Annotated in this window: 15 protein-coding genes and 1 pseudogene; 8 read left to right on the top strand and 8 right to left on the bottom strand. The window is 68.8% G+C overall.

Going from position 1 to position 15,413, the window contains the following annotated elements:
* Positions 1-86: 86 nt before the first annotated feature.
* Both H7K45_RS02350 and H7K45_RS02345 read left to right on the top strand, forming a co-directional pair.
* Positions 87-887, top strand: coding sequence for an alpha/beta fold hydrolase (locus tag H7K45_RS02350; protein WP_372512491.1), 801 nt, complete (start codon positions 87-89; stop codon positions 885-887).
* Positions 884-2,035 carry a PP2C family protein-serine/threonine phosphatase gene (locus H7K45_RS02345; RefSeq protein ID WP_263994121.1) on the top strand — a complete coding sequence of 384 codons (1,152 nt, stop codon included), beginning with the start codon at positions 884-886 and terminating at the stop codon, positions 2,033-2,035. Before H7K45_RS02350 ends, H7K45_RS02345 begins: the two co-directional genes overlap by 4 nt.
* Here H7K45_RS02345 and H7K45_RS02340 read toward each other — a convergent pair.
* Positions 2,032-4,221: a SpoIIE family protein phosphatase gene (locus H7K45_RS02340; protein ID WP_263994120.1), complete on the bottom strand. Its 2,190-nt coding sequence runs from the start codon at positions 4,219-4,221 to the stop codon at positions 2,032-2,034. The genes H7K45_RS02345 and H7K45_RS02340 overlap by 4 nt on opposite strands.
* Before the next feature lie 298 nt (positions 4,222-4,519).
* Between H7K45_RS02340 and H7K45_RS02335 the strand changes: the two genes are divergently transcribed.
* The 5 genes from H7K45_RS02335 (at position 4,520) to H7K45_RS02315 (ending at position 9,629) form a co-directional block, all read left to right on the top strand.
* A complete protein-coding gene (locus H7K45_RS02335; RefSeq protein ID WP_263994119.1) occupies positions 4,520-4,873 on the top strand; it encodes an STAS domain-containing protein in 354 nt (117 codons plus the stop codon).
* An 84-nt stretch (positions 4,874-4,957) separates the two neighbouring features.
* Positions 4,958-6,163, top strand: a complete 1,206-nt coding sequence (locus tag H7K45_RS02330; protein WP_372512487.1) for a PP2C family protein-serine/threonine phosphatase — start codon at positions 4,958-4,960, stop codon at positions 6,161-6,163.
* Positions 6,164-6,243: 80 nt separating this feature from the next.
* The gene (locus H7K45_RS02325; protein ID WP_263994249.1) at positions 6,244-7,776 is read left to right on the top strand and encodes a sensor histidine kinase; all 1,533 of its coding nucleotides are present in this window, start codon (positions 6,244-6,246) and stop codon (positions 7,774-7,776) included.
* Entirely contained in the window at positions 7,773-8,213 is a 441-nt protein-coding gene (locus H7K45_RS02320) for a response regulator (protein WP_263994118.1), read from the top strand. Before H7K45_RS02325 ends, H7K45_RS02320 begins: the two co-directional genes overlap by 4 nt.
* A 54-nt stretch (positions 8,214-8,267) precedes the next feature.
* A complete protein-coding gene (locus H7K45_RS02315; protein WP_263994117.1) occupies positions 8,268-9,629 on the top strand; it encodes a WS/DGAT/MGAT family O-acyltransferase in 1,362 nt (453 codons plus the stop codon).
* Positions 9,630-9,632: 3 nt separating this feature from the next.
* Here the strand turns inward: H7K45_RS02315 and H7K45_RS02310 are convergent, their stop codons facing one another.
* The 6 genes and pseudogenes from H7K45_RS02310 to H7K45_RS02285 form a co-directional block, all read right to left on the bottom strand.
* Positions 9,633-10,871: a KasA/KasB family beta-ketoacyl-ACP synthase gene (locus H7K45_RS02310; protein WP_263994116.1), complete on the bottom strand. Its 1,239-nt coding sequence runs from the start codon at positions 10,869-10,871 to the stop codon at positions 9,633-9,635.
* 94 nt (positions 10,872-10,965) lie between these two features.
* A pseudogene (locus H7K45_RS02305) lies at positions 10,966-11,405 on the bottom strand (DUF5078 domain-containing protein).
* Positions 11,402-11,932: a MarR family winged helix-turn-helix transcriptional regulator gene (locus H7K45_RS02300; protein ID WP_263994115.1), complete on the bottom strand. Its 531-nt coding sequence runs from the start codon at positions 11,930-11,932 to the stop codon at positions 11,402-11,404. Before H7K45_RS02300 ends, H7K45_RS02305 begins: the two are co-directional and overlap by 4 nt.
* 227 nt (positions 11,933-12,159) lie before the next feature.
* Positions 12,160-12,396, bottom strand: coding sequence for a hypothetical protein (locus tag H7K45_RS02295; RefSeq protein ID WP_263994114.1), 237 nt, complete (start codon positions 12,394-12,396; stop codon positions 12,160-12,162).
* 122 nt (positions 12,397-12,518) lie between these two features.
* Positions 12,519-13,355 (bottom strand): glycoside hydrolase family 16 protein, encoded by an 837-nt coding sequence (locus H7K45_RS02290; RefSeq protein WP_263994248.1) that lies wholly within the window; start codon positions 13,353-13,355, stop codon positions 12,519-12,521.
* Positions 13,356-13,500: 145 nt separating this feature from the next.
* Positions 13,501-13,803, bottom strand: coding sequence for a hypothetical protein (locus H7K45_RS02285; protein ID WP_263994113.1), 303 nt, complete (start codon positions 13,801-13,803; stop codon positions 13,501-13,503).
* 40 nt (positions 13,804-13,843) lie between these two features.
* Here H7K45_RS02285 and H7K45_RS02280 point away from each other — a divergent pair, with 40 nt between their 5' ends.
* A complete protein-coding gene (locus tag H7K45_RS02280) occupies positions 13,844-14,377 on the top strand; it encodes a GNAT family N-acetyltransferase (protein WP_263994112.1) in 534 nt (177 codons plus the stop codon).
* On the opposite strand, the gene H7K45_RS02275 is transcribed toward H7K45_RS02280, so the two are convergent.
* Complete coding sequence (locus tag H7K45_RS02275) at positions 14,366-15,370, bottom strand: amidohydrolase family protein (RefSeq protein WP_263994111.1); 1,005 nt, start codon at positions 15,368-15,370, stop codon at positions 14,366-14,368. The genes H7K45_RS02280 and H7K45_RS02275 overlap by 12 nt on opposite strands.
* Positions 15,371-15,413: the final 43 nt, after the last annotated feature.

The raw sequence follows: 15,413 nt of genomic DNA, 5'->3' as shown, positions 1-15,413 counted from the left end.
CCCACCCTCGTGCGCCGTCAAGCACGGTCGCGACGATGGACGTCAACCTGAGAATCTACGCGGACCGGCCATGGAATGATGGCCGCGTGGACGTGGGTGCCAGGAACAACGTGACCTTCGCCGGTCTCGAATCCGGGCCGACGGTGCTGCTGGCCCACGGATTTGGCTGCGATCAGAATTTGTGGCGCCTGGTGGCCGCCCGCCTGCAAGACCAATTTCGGCTCGTCCTGTTCGACCACGTGGGATCGGGACTGTCCGACCCGCAGGCGTGGGACCCCGAACGGTATTCGTCACTGCAGGGCTACGCCGACGACATCCTGGAGCTGGTCGAACGACTCGACCTCACCGACGTCGTCTTCGTCGGCCATTCCGTGGCGGCCATGATGGGCGTGCTCGCCGTGGCGAAGGATCCCCGCCGCTTCGCCAAGCTCGTCCTGCTGACACCGTCGCCGTGCTACCTCGACCACGACGACTACGTCGGCGGATTCACCCGGGAGGACGTCGAGGAGTTGCTCGAGTCGATGGAGAGCAACTACCTGGGCTGGTCGCGGGCCATGGCGCCCCGGGTCATGGGCACCCCGGATCGTCCCCAGCTCGAGGACGAGCTCACCGAGTCGTTCTGCCGCAACGATCCCGCCAAGGCCCGTGTCTTCGCGCGGACGACGTTCCTGTCCGACAACCGTGCCGATCTGCCGCGAGTGCGGATCGCGACCCGAGTGATCGAGTGCCTGCACGACACCCTGGCTCCGCGATCGGTCGGCGCCTACACCCACGAGCACATCGCGGGCAGCGACCTCGTCACCATCGACTCCACCGGGCACTGCCCCCAGATGAGCGCACCCGACCAGACCGCCGCGGCCATCGCCAGCTTCGCGGCCCCGGGATGACGGCGAGCGCCGACCTGCGCGACGCCTTCGACAACGCGCCGTGCGGGTACGTCATCACCACACCCGACGGGCAGATCCAGGCCGTCAACGACACCATCGCGTTCTGGCTCGGACGCGAGCGCGACACGCTGATCGGCACCCCGTTCGCGCAGTTGCTCACCGCGGGCGGTCGCATCCACTACGAAACTCACTTCGCCCCCATGCTGCTGGCGTCGGGGTCCCTCAACGGCGTCGCAGTCGACATCGTCGCCTCCGACGGCCGGCGGCTGCCCGTCATGTTGACCGCCAACGTCAAGTCCGACGCCGAGGGACGCCCCCTGCTGGTCCGCATCGTCGCCGACGACGCCACCGACCGTCGCTCCTATGAGCGCGAACTGCTGGCCGAACGCAGGCGGGCCGAGGAGGAACGTACCCGCGCCGTGAGTTTGGCTCAGACGCTTCAGCTTTCGCTCGTTCCACCGTCCTTCTCACCGCCACCGGGCCTACAGGTCGACGCCCATTACCACAGCCCGTCGGCCGGCGACGTCGGCGGCGACTTCTACGACCTGTTCCCGCTGTCGCAGGAGAAGTACGGCTTCTTCCTGGGCGACGTGTGCGGAAAGGGCGTCGGCGCAGCGACGTTGACGTCGTTGACCCGTTACACGCTGCGGGCCGCCGCCGTCGGCGACGACCACCCGGTCGGGGTGCTGCACACCCTCGACCGCGTCCTCAAGCAGGACGCCCATGGCGGCCGGGGCTGGTTCTGCACGGTGCTGTTCGGTGTGATCACCAGGGCCGCAGACGGTTTCGACGTCTCGATCGCCACCGGCGGCCATCCCCCACCTCTGCTCCTACGAGCTGATGGCACCGCCGACTACGTGGCCACCGGAGGCCAGGCCGTCGGCCTCTTCGCCGAGCCGAGGTTCTCCGCCCACCGGATCACCATGGCACCTGGCGACACCCTGGTTGCCTACTCCGACGGTTACACCGAAGCCCGCACCGGGCCAGGATCACGCTACGACGACGACGGTGAACTGCTGCGCTTCGCCAAGGCCCACTCCCCCACCGACGCCAGGGGGATCGTGGCGGCCATGCGCTCCCTCATCGAGGACCTGGGGCCCGGGGTCGACGACGACGCCGCCGCACTGGCGCTGAGCGTCACGACTTAGGACAGTTCGAAGTTCAACGTCACGACGGTGCCGGTGGGCGTGCCGTCGAGGGTGACGTCACCGCTGACCGCGCGCATCAGCGGCACCCCGCGCCCTCGGGTACGCGGGTTGGCGTCGGGCAGCTTCCACGACCCGAAGTCGTCGATGCGAATCGAGATGCCGCGACCCTTGGCCTCGGCACACACCACCATGCGTCCCGGTGCCATTTCGCGGTAGGCGTGTTCGATGCTGTTGGTGCACGCCTCGTTGACCACCAGCACGATGTCCCCGCCCAGGTCGTCGGGAATGCCGGTGGCCCGCAACCAGGCGGCGATCTGATGCCGGATGTCGCTGAGCTGATCGGGGGTGGCGAGTACGTCGATCTTCAGCGGCGCCGGCGGTCGGCGGTAGACCACGATCGCGACGTCGTCGTCGAAGCCGTCGGCGGGCATCAGCCGTGACAGCACGGCGTCGGCGACGACGTCGGCCGTCGATTCGATCGTCTCGGCCAGCACCTGGCCCGCGCGTTCGATGCCGTCGTCGACCAACTCGTCCCGGCGTTCCACCAGGCCGTCGGTGTAGAGCATCAACGTCGACCCGGGCGGCAGGAACGACGACGCCTCCGGCCGCGGACCCGACTTCTGCACCGCCAGCGGCACCGACGTGGCGCCCGTCAGGCTCTGCGCCGGCTCACCGGGGGCGGCGAGCAGCGCCGGAATGTGGCCCGCGCTGCTGTAGGACATGTGCCCGGTGTCGGCGTCGACGAGCCCGACGAAGACGGTGGTGCAGTATGCGCCGGCGATCACGGCGGCCGCGGAATCCAGCTCGTCGAGCAGCCGCCCCGGGCTGACCCCGTTGACCAGCAGAACGCGGGCCGAGCTACGCAGCTGTCCCATCACCGCCGCCGCCGACAGGCCGCTGCCGACGCAGTCGCCGACGACGATTCCGACGTGATGGTCGCCGACCGCGAGTACGTCGTACCAGTCCCCGCCGATCTCCAACGGAGAGGCGGCGGGCTCGTAGCGGACGGCGAACCCGACGGGCGGCTTCGTCGTCGGCATCATCGTCCGCTGCAGCGTGTGCGACGCCTCCCTGGCGATCTCGAACTGGCGGACGTGCTGAACGGCCAGGCTCAAATGCCCTACGAGTGTGGTGACGAGCAGCCGATCGTCGTCGCCGATCATCCGAGCTTCGGCGAGCTCCAGCCACAGCGCGGTCGGCGTGACGCCGGACAGGACGGCCATGATGCCCAGCCACGGACCCGACGGTCCGGCCGTCCCGATGGCCTGGACCGACAGCGGCGGCCAATCCCGAGCCTCGGTGAACCGCTCCGCGAGGAAGGGGTCGAGGTCGCCCCACGCGATCGCGTCCGCCGACCCGGCGACCTGTACCTCGGGGTCGGCGCCCGACCTCGTCCACATCACCGCGACCACCCGGGTGAGGTCGACGACGGCGCGGAGTTCCTCCAGCACGATGTCGAGCACCTCGGCCACGCTGGTGGCGATGCCGACGGCGGTCGCGAGTCGAACCACGGCCCGCTCCCGCGCGGCGCTGGCACGCGCCGCCGTCACGTCCCGGATCGTTCCGACGTACGCGTCCTGCTCGGCGACGTCGGCGGTGACCGAATTGATGCTCACCTCTGCCCACGAGACGCGCCCGTCCCGGTGGCGGATCGGGGTCTGCGCGGCGATGCTGCCCCGTTCGACCAGTTGCGCCAGGCGGTCGCCTGCCTCCTTCTGGTCGACCAGCCACGGGTAGGGCCACCGGTACGGCAAGCCGTCGTGTCCACAACCGGTGATCGCGGCGAACGCGTCGTTGATCTCGACGATGGTGCCCGAGCGGTCGACGACGAAGAAACCCTCCTGCAGAGAGTTCACCAACGCCGTTCGGAACGCGTTGCGAAGTTCGAGGTCGTCGACCCGCGCGCGTTGCTGCTCGTATCTCTCGGCGCCGTCGACGTATCCACGGGAGGCGGCGTCGACCGCAGCCAGGGTCTGCTGCAGGAACCGCAGGGCGGCCGGCCGCGCCGCCGCCGGGAGGTCCTCGGAGAGCTGGAAGTGGCACTCGACGATGTCGGTCACGCTGAGTCGGTCCTGCAGCGCCGTGCGCCCGAGATCACGGCCGACGAGCAGACTCTCCTCACCGCCGGATTCGAGATGTCGCCGCAGGGCGGCGGCGTAGGAGGGACCGAAATCTTGGTGGCTCATCGGGTCGTGACTCCGGCACTGGCAGGTGATGCCCCGGCGTCGTCCGTCACGCGCGTGTGTTCCCGCAAAATGCGATTCGCAATCGCCACCGTGGGCACGGGTCTGCTCCTCGTCTAGACGTGCACGGGTGTCGGTCATCCGCCGGATCCGGTACGGCGGCCCACCGATCTTGACATTAGCCTTGGGGGTGACGCTCGCGCCGCACCCGGAATGCCGTTCGGATGCGCGTGCGCGGACACTAGACTGCCCGTGTCTCGTCGCCGTGGCGGCGAACCAACGTCAGTAGGGAGGATGGCCGTTGCCGGCAGCCGATGAGCTCTCGATTTCGGTCGAGCGGCGGAGCGGGGCCACCGTGGTCACGGTGGGCGGTGTGGTGGATCTGGCGACTTCCCCGCAACTGGAGGAACTCCTGACCGAGCTGCTGGAAGAACGGGTGAACCCCCTGGTCGTCGACCTGACCGCGGTGACGTTCCTCGCGTCGGTGGGGTTGCGAATACTCGCCGAGACACACGAAAGGGCGGGCGGGACCGGCAAGTTCGCGGTGGTGGCCAGCGGCCCCGCGACGGCACGCCCCATCCAGCTGACCAAGCTCGACGAGTTCCTGGCGCTCTACGCCAGCGCCGACGAGGCGGTTTCCGCCCTAGGGGCCTAGTCGCGCGGGTTCGCGACTGTACTGTCAGACGACTGTCAAGCAGCGGCAGCTTCGTATTGCGACGTTCGAAGGATGTGGTTGCCGGTGGGGGCTCCACACGACCTCGATCAGACAGCCGGTGCCGGCACGAGGGGACACGGCGGCCCCCTGTCGGTGCTGCTGGTGGAGGACGACCGCGGGGACGCCCTGCTGGTCGAGGAGCTGGTCGTCGACGTCGACCTCGACGTCCGGCTCGACTGGGCACGGTCGATGGCCGACGCCGAGGTCGAGTTGGCCACCCTGCGCCCGGACTGCGTCCTGCTCGACCTCAACTTGCCCGACGCGAACGGCATCGCCGCGCTCGACCGCGTCACCAAGTGCGCTCCCACCATCCCGATCGTCGTGCTCACAGGCTTGAACGACGAGCACTTCGGCGTCTCGGCACTGGCCTCCGGTGCGCAGGACTACCTCGTCAAGGGTCGGGTCGACGCCGAGATGCTCCGGCGGGCACTGTCGTACGCGATCGAGCGCAAGCGCGCCGAGATCACGGCGGCAGATCTTCGCGACAGCCAGCTCCGAGCTCAGGAGAACTCTCGGCTCGAACGCGGGCTTCTGCCGTCACCCCTGTTGCTCGACGATCCCGGCGTGGACATCGTGGCGACGTACCGCCCCAGCCGGGCGAACGCGCTCCTCGGTGGCGACTTCTACGACTTCGTGCAAACCCCCGATCGCACCGTGCACGTCTTGGTCGGCGACGTGGCGGGCCACGGCCCCGACGAGGCCGCCCTAGGCGTCGCGCTGCGAATTGGCTGGCGCGCGTTGACGTTCGCCGGCCTGCGCGGCAACGAACGCATGCGCCAGCTGGAACGGATCCTGCGCGCCGAGAGCCCCGGCTCCCGCATCTTCGCGACCGTGCTAAGCCTGGCGTTCTCGGCGGAGGACCGCAGCTTCACCGCGGTACGGGCCGGGCACCCCGGCATGCTGCTGCACGGTCCCGGCGGCGTCGAGTGGCTCGAACCGGCCGCCGGACCTGCCCTGGGCCTCGGTGCCTCCCGGTGGCCGGTCTCAGAGCTCGAGTTGCCGGCCGGACACGGCGTGTTGTTGTTGACCGACGGGCTGTTCGAGGGCCATTCGGGCACCGGCAACGAACGCCTCGGGGAGGACGGTCTGCTGGAATTGGCCCGGTCCAAGGCGACCCTGACCGGCTCGGCGTTCGTCGACGCGCTCATCGCGGGCGCCGAGGAGAAGGCCGCGCTGCACGGCGGCCTGTCCGACGACATCGCCATCGTGCGGGTGGAACGGACGTCGTGATCACGCCCTCGCCCGACGAGACCGCTCGCCGGAACTCTCCGCTGACCGTGCAGGGTTGGCAGACACTGGTGTTGACCATCATGGGCGTGCTGATCCTCGGTGCCGGGATCGCGGGCGGTCTGCTGTTGAACCGCTACGACGAGGTCGCCCACCAGCTGATCGACGAGGTCCAGCCGTCGCGCTCGGCCGCCTACCAACTGCAGGCGGCGCTGCGCGACCAGGAGACCGCCGCCCGGGGCTATGCCATCTCCGCCGATCCCCAATTCCTGACCCCGTACTACGCCGGGCAGCAGGCGCAGGCAGCGGCGGCGCAACAGATCCGGGAGCACTCGGGCGGTCGCTCCGAACTGCTTGCCGACGTGGACGCCGTCGACCAGGCGGCCGACGCGTGGCGCGCGGCGTTCGCCGAACCGCTCATCGCCAGCGTCCGACCCGGTGCCCCCGTGGTGCTGGACCCCGGTGTCGCCGACCGGGGGAAAGTCCAGTTCGACCGCATCCGGACGCTCTTCGACACCCAGAACGCGCACCTCGCCAAGGCCCGCGCCGAGGGAATCGCCGGCCTGGACCGAATTCGCTGGTGGCGCAACGCCGTTCTCGGCTCGATCGTGGTCGCCCTGGTGCTGACCGTGGCCGCCCTGGCCGTGGTGATGCACACCGCGGTCACCCGGCCGCTGTCGTCGCTGGCGGCGTCGTGCCGGCGCATCACCGGGGGCGACTTCGGTCAGCGCATCGTCGCGCAGGGCCCCAAGGACATTCGCGGCATCGCCGTCGACGTCGAGAACATGCGGCAGCGCATCGTCGACGAACTCGACGCGTCGAGACGGGCCGAGGCGCGACTGGACGAACAGACCGTCGAGTTGCGCCGCTCCAACGCCGAGCTCGAGCAGTTCGCCTACGTCGCCTCGCACGACCTCCAGGAGCCGTTGCGCAAGGTGACCTCGTTCTGCCAGTTGCTCGAGAAGCGCTATCGCGACAAGCTCGACGACCGCGGCGTGGAGTACATCGACTTCGCCGTCGACGGTGCCAAGCGGATGCAGGTGTTGATCAACGACCTGCTGACCTTCTCCCGGGTCGGCCGGCTCAACGCCGCGCGCACCGACGTGGACCTCGGCGCCGCATTGGACGACGGCCTGGCCAACCTGTCGGTGGCGGTCGAGGAGTCCGGCGCCGTCATCGAGCGCCCCGCCGAGCCGCTCCCATGGGTCGTCGGTGATCCCACCCTGTTGACCATGCTGTGGCAGAACCTGATCGGCAACGCCATGAAGTTCCGCCGTGAAGGCGTCGCGCCCCACGTCGTGATCGAGTGGGAGGCCACGACGGACCCAACCGACGCGTCCGAGTCGCAATACTCGTTCACTCTGTCGGACAACGGGATCGGCATCGCCCCGGAATTCGTCGAGAAGGTGTTCGTCATCTTCCAGCGCCTACACGGCCGCGACACGTACGGCGGCACCGGCATCGGCTTGGCGCTGTGCAAGAAGATCGTCGAACACCACGGCGGCCTAATCTGGATCGACACGTCCTTCACCGAGGGGACCCGGTTCCGCTTCACCCTGCCCGTACCGTCCCCGGCGCAGGTCCCCGCACCATCCCTGGAAGGAACGGCCCCATGACATCAGCCGCTCGGCCGATCGACGTCCTACTGGTCGAGGACGACCCGGGTGACGAGCTCATCACGCGGGAAGCCTTCGAGCACAACAAGATCAAGAACAACCTGCACGTGGCACACGACGGCGAGGAGGGGCTGGACTTCCTGTATCGCCGCGGCCCCTACGCCGACGCGCCCACCCCCGACCTGATCCTGCTCGACCTGAACCTGCCGAAGTACGACGGGCGCCAGTTGCTCGAGAAGATCAAGTCCGACCCGGACCTCAACCACATTCCGGTGGTCGTGCTGACCACGTCGGCCGCCGAGGAGGACATCCTGCGCAGCTACAAGCTGCACGCCAACGCCTACGTCACCAAGCCGGTCGACCTGGACCAGTTCATGAACGCGGTCCGGCAGATCGACGAGTTCTTCGTCCAGGTCGTCCGGCTGCCGCAAGGCTGACGACCGGGGCCCTCCGGTGAGTGAATCTCAGGGAGTGTGGGTACCGTCACACCCATGAAGCTCATGTCGCCGACGGACTCGATGTTCCTTCTTGGCGAATCCCGGGAACATCCCATGCACGTCGCGGGCTTGCAACTGTTCGAGCCGCCCGAGGACGCCGGTCCGGACTACATCCGCGACATGTACGAGGCGATCGTCAAGAACGACGACTTTCAGCCGACGTTCCGCAAGCATCCCGGCCGGGTGCTCGGAGGCATCTCGAACCTCGCGTGGGCGTTCGACGACGACGTCGACATCGACTACCACCTGCGACGTTCGGCGCTGCCCCGCCCGGGCCGGGTGCGGGATCTGCTCGAGCTGGTGTCACGTCTGCACGGCACGCTGCTCGACCGACACCGGCCGCTGTGGGAGGCAAGCCTGGTGGAAGGCCTCGGCGACGGCCGGTTCGCGGTCTACACCAAGATTCACCACTCGCTGCTCGACGGGATCAGTGCCCAGCGGCTGACCATCCGGACGATGACGTCGGACCCGGACGACCTGGAGATGCGCATCCCGTGGACCCTCGGGCCCAAGCAGCGCGCCAAGGACTCCGGCGGCCGCTCGACGCTGCAGTCGCTGACGGGGACGGTCGGCTCGATCGCGTCGATTGCCCCGTCGACTCTCTCCATCGCCAGGGCGGCACTCCTGGAACAACAACTGACACTGCCGTTCCGCGCGCCCAAGACGATGTTCAACGTGCCGATCGGGGGCGCCCGCCGGGTGGCCGCCCAATCCTGGCCGCTGTCGCGGATCAAGGCCGTCAAGGCCGCCGCGGGTGTCACGGTCAACGACGTCGTGCTGGCGATGTGCGCGGGCGCCCTGCGCGCCTATCTCGTCGAACGCGCCGCGCTGCCCGATTCTCCGCTGGTGGCCATGGTTCCGGTCAGCCTGCGCACCAAGGACGAGCAGGACGCCGGCGGCAACATGGTCGGCACCATCCTGTGCAACCTTGCCACCGACGTCGTGGACCCCGCGAAGCGGCTCGACGCGATCAGCACCTCCATGACCGACAACAAGAAGGTGTTCGCCGACCTGCCGCGGACCCAGGCGCTGGCCCTGTCGGCCTTCCTGATGTCGGGACTCGCGATGGGACTGCTCCCCGGTTTCGTCTCCTCGGCCCCGCCACCGTTCAACATCGTCATCTCCAACGTCCCCGGCGCGTCGGAGCCGTTGTACTGGAATGGCTCTCGACTCGACGGAAACTATCCGTTCTCCATCGCCCTTGACGGGCAGGCGCTCAACATCACCATGACCAACAACGCAGACAACCTGGACTTCGGCCTCGTCGGGTGCCGGCGCAGCGTGCCCCATCTGCAGCGCCTGCTGATGCACCTGGAGAACTCGCTGGCCGAACTCGAGCAGGCCGTCGGCGTCTGACCGCTAGTACTTGCCGAAGGCCAGCACCACGTTGTGGCCCCCGAAGGCGAAGGTGTTGCTCACCGCGTACCGGTAGTCGGATCGGCGAGGCTCGCCGGTGACGACGTCGAGGTCGACACGCTCGTCGAGTTGGGTGGTGTTCAGCGTGGCCGGCACGACGCCGTCGCGCAGGGACTGCACCGTCAGCACCGCTTCGATCGCGCCAGCCGCCCCGAAGGTGTTGCCCAGCGCGGCCTTTGGGGCGTAGACGGGCGGACGGTGAGAACCGAGCACCTTCTGCAGCGCGGTGGCCTCGACGAGGTCGCCGGCGACCGTGCCCGTGGCGTGGGCGTTGACGAGGTCGACGTCGGCCGGGGTGAGGCCGGCCAATTCGACGGCCCGCGTCAGGGCGTGTGCCTCCTGTTCGGCACTGGGGTCTGGCAGCAGCGCGTCGTACCCGTCGGAGGTGGACGCCGCCCCCATCAGCCGTGCGAGGATGCGCGCTCCCCTGGCCTTGGCATGCTCCTCGGTTTCCAGGATCAGAAGGGCACCACCCTCGCCGAGCACCATGCCGGTGCGGTTGGCGTCGAACGGCCGGCAGGCTCCGGCCGGGTCGCCGTCGTCGGTGGCCATCAGGCCGTCGATCTGGGAGTAGGCGGCGATGGGAACGCCCTCGATCGGCGACTCCACGGCACCGCAGACCACGACGTCGGCGTCTCCGAATACGATCTGCTGCCAGGCCTGGGCGATGGCGGCTGCGCCGGACGCGTCACCCATCATGGGGGCCGACACGCCCGCGCGGGCTTCCCGGTCCAAGCCGATCGCCGCGGCCGCGCCGTTGGGCATGAACATCTGGACGGCCAGCGGCGACACCGCCTTGAGGCCGCGGTCGCGCATCCCGATGTAGGCGAGGATGACCTCCTCGGCGTTGCCGTAACCGGTGCTCACCGACACCGCGAGCCTGGTGGGATCCATCTCGGGCGCACCGCAGTCGGCCCACGCGCGCCGCCCGAGCACCAGGGCCATCTTCTGCGGGTAGGACAGCCGACGCAGCTCCACCCTGCTCAGTTCGGAGTCGAAGTCCTCGAGGAGTTGACCACCGATTCTCACCGGCAGGTGGAGTTCGCCGACGAAGTCCCCCGCCAGCGGACGGATGCCGGAGCCACCGTCCAGCAGGGAGGTCCAGGTCGTCTCGGCGTCGGTGGCCAGCGCGTTGGTCGTCGCGAACCCGGTGACGACTACGTCGGGAAAGTCGCGCAGCATCTCAAGCCTCCTCTTCGAGTGTGGAGACGATTCTCCCGTCCCGCTCACCCGAGCCACACAGGGGGATGGGCTTGCCGCCCCGGCGAGGCACCCTCTAGGGCGTGGCTTCCCAGTTCCAGATGGACATGTCGCCGCGGGGGTAGCTCGTGCAGACGTCGGTGGCCTTGGCCACAACGCCCTTGTTGTTGAAGAAGAGTTTGGCCCAGTTGCCCCAGTGGGTGGCCACGTTCTCGTAGTAGACGTTGGTGGCGGTGTCCTCGGAGTACTGGCGGCGGGCGACGGGGTCCAGGGAGAAGAACCAGTGGATGCGGTCGAAGGCCTGTCGATCATGTAGCGCTCGAAGTACACCGGGCTGGTGTCGCGGGCGGCGGCCATGTACTGCTCGGTGTCGCAGGTGGTGACGATCATCCGGTGCGGGATGGGGAAGTCGTCGGTGGCGTCGGCGGCCGCCGGCCCCGCCAGAGACGTCGCGAGGGCGCCGAGCGCCGCGGCGACGAGCGTGACGCGCCGTGCCGTCGAGTGACGTGAGGTCATGTCCGGACTCCTTGGTCGCATCGCGGTGTCCCGTCCTCGGGGGTGTCCCCGCACGGTGGGCCGTCGGCGTCGTGCCCTCGCGCCGCGGCGGCGGTCTCGCTCAACCGTCGCAGGATCGGCAGTGCGACCCCCGCGGCGAGCTCGAGGGAGAACTCCTCTTCGGAGGTCAGGGTGTCCATCAGGGTGGCGAGTCGGCCCCGGCGGGCCGAGGTGCGGGCGTCCAGCCGGGCCTGAGCAGCGGGGGCGAGTGAGACGACCGCGGCTCTGCCGTCCTCGGGGTCACCGGTCCGTTCGACGAGGCCCTGGCGTTCCAGCCGCTGGACCATTTGCGTCATCGACGGCTGCGAGGTGCCCTCCAGGCCGGCGAGGGTGGTGAGGCGTGCCGATCCCTCCTGGGCCAGCCGGTTCAAAAGTATTGCCGCGCTTGCACTCAGCCCGGCGCGCTCCGCCAGGTGGCGGATGGTGAGGTCGGCGGCAACATCCATCATCTCGCCGATCGAACCGTCGGGCTCGTGTCGTGATCGCACCGATTCCACCACCGCTTTATATCACGATGCCTATGCAGATGGCAGACTTTGGCGGCTGATGCCAACTGAGCCAGGAGACTGCAAGTACTCTGCGAGGACGCTGAGAACACAGGTCCGCCAGGGTGTCCGAACATGGCGACGGCCCCGGCACCACACGGTACCGGGGCCATCGCACCACGATCGGTCCCATGCGACTACATAGGTCTTCCTATGTAGTTTCGGCTGAATCAGCCAGGCAGACCCTGCTCCTCGGCCGGCAGCGGCGCCGGACCCTTGATGCTGGGCTGCGCCATGGGGATTGGCGGCGTGCCGGGCGCGGTGGTGACGGTGCTCGTGGTGCCCGTCGACATCTCCGAATCGGCGACGGCCCCCGGGGCGGCCTGCGCGATCGTGGCCCCGACGATGCCGAGGGTGACCATGGCGCCACCGGCGATGGCTGCGAACGTCTTGCTGCGTGAACTCATGGGGTGCTCCTTCATCCAAACGCTCATTAGTACTTCGCAGTAACCGACGAATGGATGAGGACTTTTATTCCGCCAGAGGCGAAGTACGCGCGGTGACGGCGCTCACGAGCACCCGGAGGGTGTCACCAGACGCGCACCCAGTCGACGAGCATGTCGGCCGGATAGGTGCCGCCGGCGGGGTCTCCGCCCCCGGAGCCGGCGACCGCCAGATTCAGCATCGGGGCCAGCTGATAGCCCGGATCGTTGAACGGCCAGTCGTCCAGGGAGTTGGCCGGCACGGTGAAGTAGGGCTCCATCCCCGGCGCGTAGTCGCGCCAGAAGTACATCCCCGCATCGGTCCACGTGCAGCGCCAGACGTGCCAGGCGTTGTCCACGTCGAACGGCTGCGTGGCGAACGACGTCCCGTCCAGCCGGGCGTGCACGGTGGACCCCGAAGGCCAGCTGCCGTTGCCGTACCACTCGACGAGGTCGATCTCACCGCCGCGCACGGGATCGTCGTTGAGCAGCCACCAAGCCGGCCAACACCCCAGGGTCAGGCAGTCGAATTTGATCCGGGCCTCCCAGGTGAGGCCGATACCGCCTCGCCAGGTGCCGGTCAGCTTGCCCCCGAAGTACTTTCCGTTCTCCTTGGTGGCGCGGATGACGAGGTTGGACTTGCCGTCGAGGAAGACGTTGCGGCGGTCGTTCCGGTACTGCCCCATGTTCTCGGGCCGATCCCAGAACACGGGGTTCTTGATGGTCTCGCGGGCCGTCGAGACGATCCACTTCGAGGGGTCTGGCGCCGAGCCCGCCGGACCGTCGAACTCGTCGTGGAAGAGGAACGCGGGGGTGGCGGTCTCCGGGGGTGGCGCCAGCGGCGTCGGCCCGGGTTCCGAGGGCGCCGCACCGGCGGTGGGAAGTGGGATCGCCGCGGCCAAGAGGCCCAATCCCGACATGAACAGTAGGTTTCGACGATCCATCTCCGGCACAGCGACACGATAGAGCCCAGGGGTGCGACTCCGCGCGATTGGTCCGGTGTGAAATTCGGTGGCCGTGATCTGCCGAAGGTGGCACGCTTCTGCGCTGATGCGGACTTCCCGGCTCTACCAGCGCCTTCTCGACGGCTCACTGCGTCAGCACCGTGATCTCGCGTGGACGCTGTTCGGCGCGCGCGGCGACCGCGTCGTGTCCCGGTGGCTGGACGACGAGTTCGCCAAGGTCGACGACCAGGCGTACGTCCGGCTGTTCACCGATCACGTCGAGTTGCCGGGGGTGGCTCCCGGTGACTACGCGCACCGTGTCCTCGAGACGGCGCACGGCGCCCTTCTCGGTGGCATCCGCTTCTACGGTCGTGACGTCGGCAGGCCCTTCGTCGAGGTGGTCGCCCACGACTTCGCAGACCTCGACGCCCTCCGACGGTCCGTCCACCGCGAGTGGTCGACGTTCGGGGTGGCCTTCGCGCGCGTTCGTGGCCGGCCGGGCTTCGTCGACGGGCCGCGCGTGTTGGCCGATCAGGGCGTCCATCTGGCCCGGTACCGCGACATGCCGCCACCGGACGGCCGGGTATCGCTGGCGCCGTTCGCCGACGTCGACGACGGCGTCGACCTGGTCCGCCGGCGGCTACGACCGGGTCGACGCCGACGCCCCGGCCCTCGGTCGCAACCTGGCGCCGGCCGATGCCGACGACCTCCGAGAGTGGCACGCGGCCGGCCAGCTCACCTCGATCGTGGTGGGCGACGACGTCGTCGGAGCCTTCGCCGTCGTCCCGGGTCGCATCGGCTGGATCGAAGGCGACGAGGTCCACGAGGAAGTCGTCGACGCCGAGCACGCGGGCAACGGCTACGCATCGTCGGCGCAACGCGCCTGGGCAGGCCGCCAGCTCGAAAACGGGGACCAGCTGCTGATCGGCACCATCGACGCGCACAACCACGCGTCGCGGCGCACGGCCTGGCGGGCCGGTCGCTCGTGCGTCCTCGAGGACGTCTTCCTGCTACTGCCCTGACATTCCGAGCAGCTTCTCGGCATTGCCGTGCGCGATCGCGACACGCTGGGACTCGGTGAGGTCGGCCTGCTCGAGGAACTCGGCGACGTTGTCGCGCACCACGTATGGAAAGTCCTCGGAGTGGATGATCCGGTCGGCCCCGACCTCGGCGACGATGAAGTTCAGCTGGTTCTGGCTGAACATTCCCGACGGCGTCACCCACACCTGCTCGCGGTAGTACGCGCTCGGCGCGCGGTCCAGGTAGTCGACCCACCCCACGACCTCGTCCAACCGATCGAGCCAACCGGCGACCAACTCGCCCCAATGTCCGCTCAGCAGGCGGAGATTCGGGTGCCGGTCCAGCGCACCGGACAGGATGAGGCGCAGCACGTGGATACCCGCCTCGGCGTGCCACCCGAACGCCGGACCGGCGAACAGGAACTGCACGGACGCCGGCCACGAGCCTGCGTAATAGGGCGTCGAGACGGCGCGTTGGGGCATGCCGGGATGGACGTAGATCGGCAACGTCACCGCCTCGGCCGCCGCGAGGACGGGCTCGAACCTGGGGTCGTCGAGGAAGACCCCGTCGATGGCGCCGTGGGTGAGCGCCCCCACGAAGCCCAGCTCCCCCACGCACCTCTTCAGCTCGTCGGCCGCCGCGGCGGGATCGTGCAGCGGCAGCGTCGCGAAGCCGCGGAACCGGGTGGGATGCTCCGAGATCTGCCGCGCGAGTTCGTCGTTCACCGCGCGGCACAACCGAACGGCCTCGGGATGGGCGAGGTTGCCGGGACTGTTCGCGCCATGCGACACCACCTGAACGTCGATTCCGGCCCGGTCCATGTGCGCAAGGCGGGTGCCTGCGAGGCGTTCCGCGGAGTCACGGTCGGGCATGAACGTCCCGAGGAACTCGCCGAACCCGGCGTCGGGCGTGATCGGCCCCGGTCCGGACAACTCCAGCACCCTGGCCACCGACTCCGGATGGTCGAAGTGTTCTTCGACGGTGATGATGCGCATCGTTCCTTCTTACGCTCCGAACCTCGTGACGGGCGTGCGAGAG

This window comes from Mycobacterium yunnanensis (assembly GCF_025823185.1).
GTDB classification, from domain to species: domain Bacteria; phylum Actinomycetota; class Actinomycetes; order Mycobacteriales; family Mycobacteriaceae; genus Mycobacterium; species Mycobacterium yunnanensis.
This window is presented reverse-complemented; position numbering and strand designations above follow the sequence as displayed.

Coding starts and splice junctions, on each gene's coding strand:
- H7K45_RS02290 (WP_263994248.1), bottom strand. CDS start 13,355: ATGGATCGTCGAAACCTACTGTTCATGTCGGGATTGGGCCTCTTGGCC.
- H7K45_RS02320 (WP_263994118.1), top strand. CDS start 7,773: ATGACATCAGCCGCTCGGCCGATCGACGTCCTACTGGTCGAGGACGAC.
- H7K45_RS02315 (WP_263994117.1), top strand. CDS start 8,268: ATGAAGCTCATGTCGCCGACGGACTCGATGTTCCTTCTTGGCGAATCC.
- H7K45_RS02345 (WP_263994121.1), top strand. CDS start 884: ATGACGGCGAGCGCCGACCTGCGCGACGCCTTCGACAACGCGCCGTGC.
- H7K45_RS02295 (WP_263994114.1), bottom strand. CDS start 12,396: ATGAGTTCACGCAGCAAGACGTTCGCAGCCATCGCCGGTGGCGCCATG.
- H7K45_RS02310 (WP_263994116.1), bottom strand. CDS start 10,871: ATGCTGCGCGACTTTCCCGACGTAGTCGTCACCGGGTTCGCGACGACC.
- H7K45_RS02325 (WP_263994249.1), top strand. CDS start 6,244: ATGGGCGTGCTGATCCTCGGTGCCGGGATCGCGGGCGGTCTGCTGTTG.
- H7K45_RS02275 (WP_263994111.1), bottom strand. CDS start 15,370: ATGCGCATCATCACCGTCGAAGAACACTTCGACCATCCGGAGTCGGTG.
- H7K45_RS02340 (WP_263994120.1), bottom strand. CDS start 4,221: ATGAGCCACCAAGATTTCGGTCCCTCCTACGCCGCCGCCCTGCGGCGA.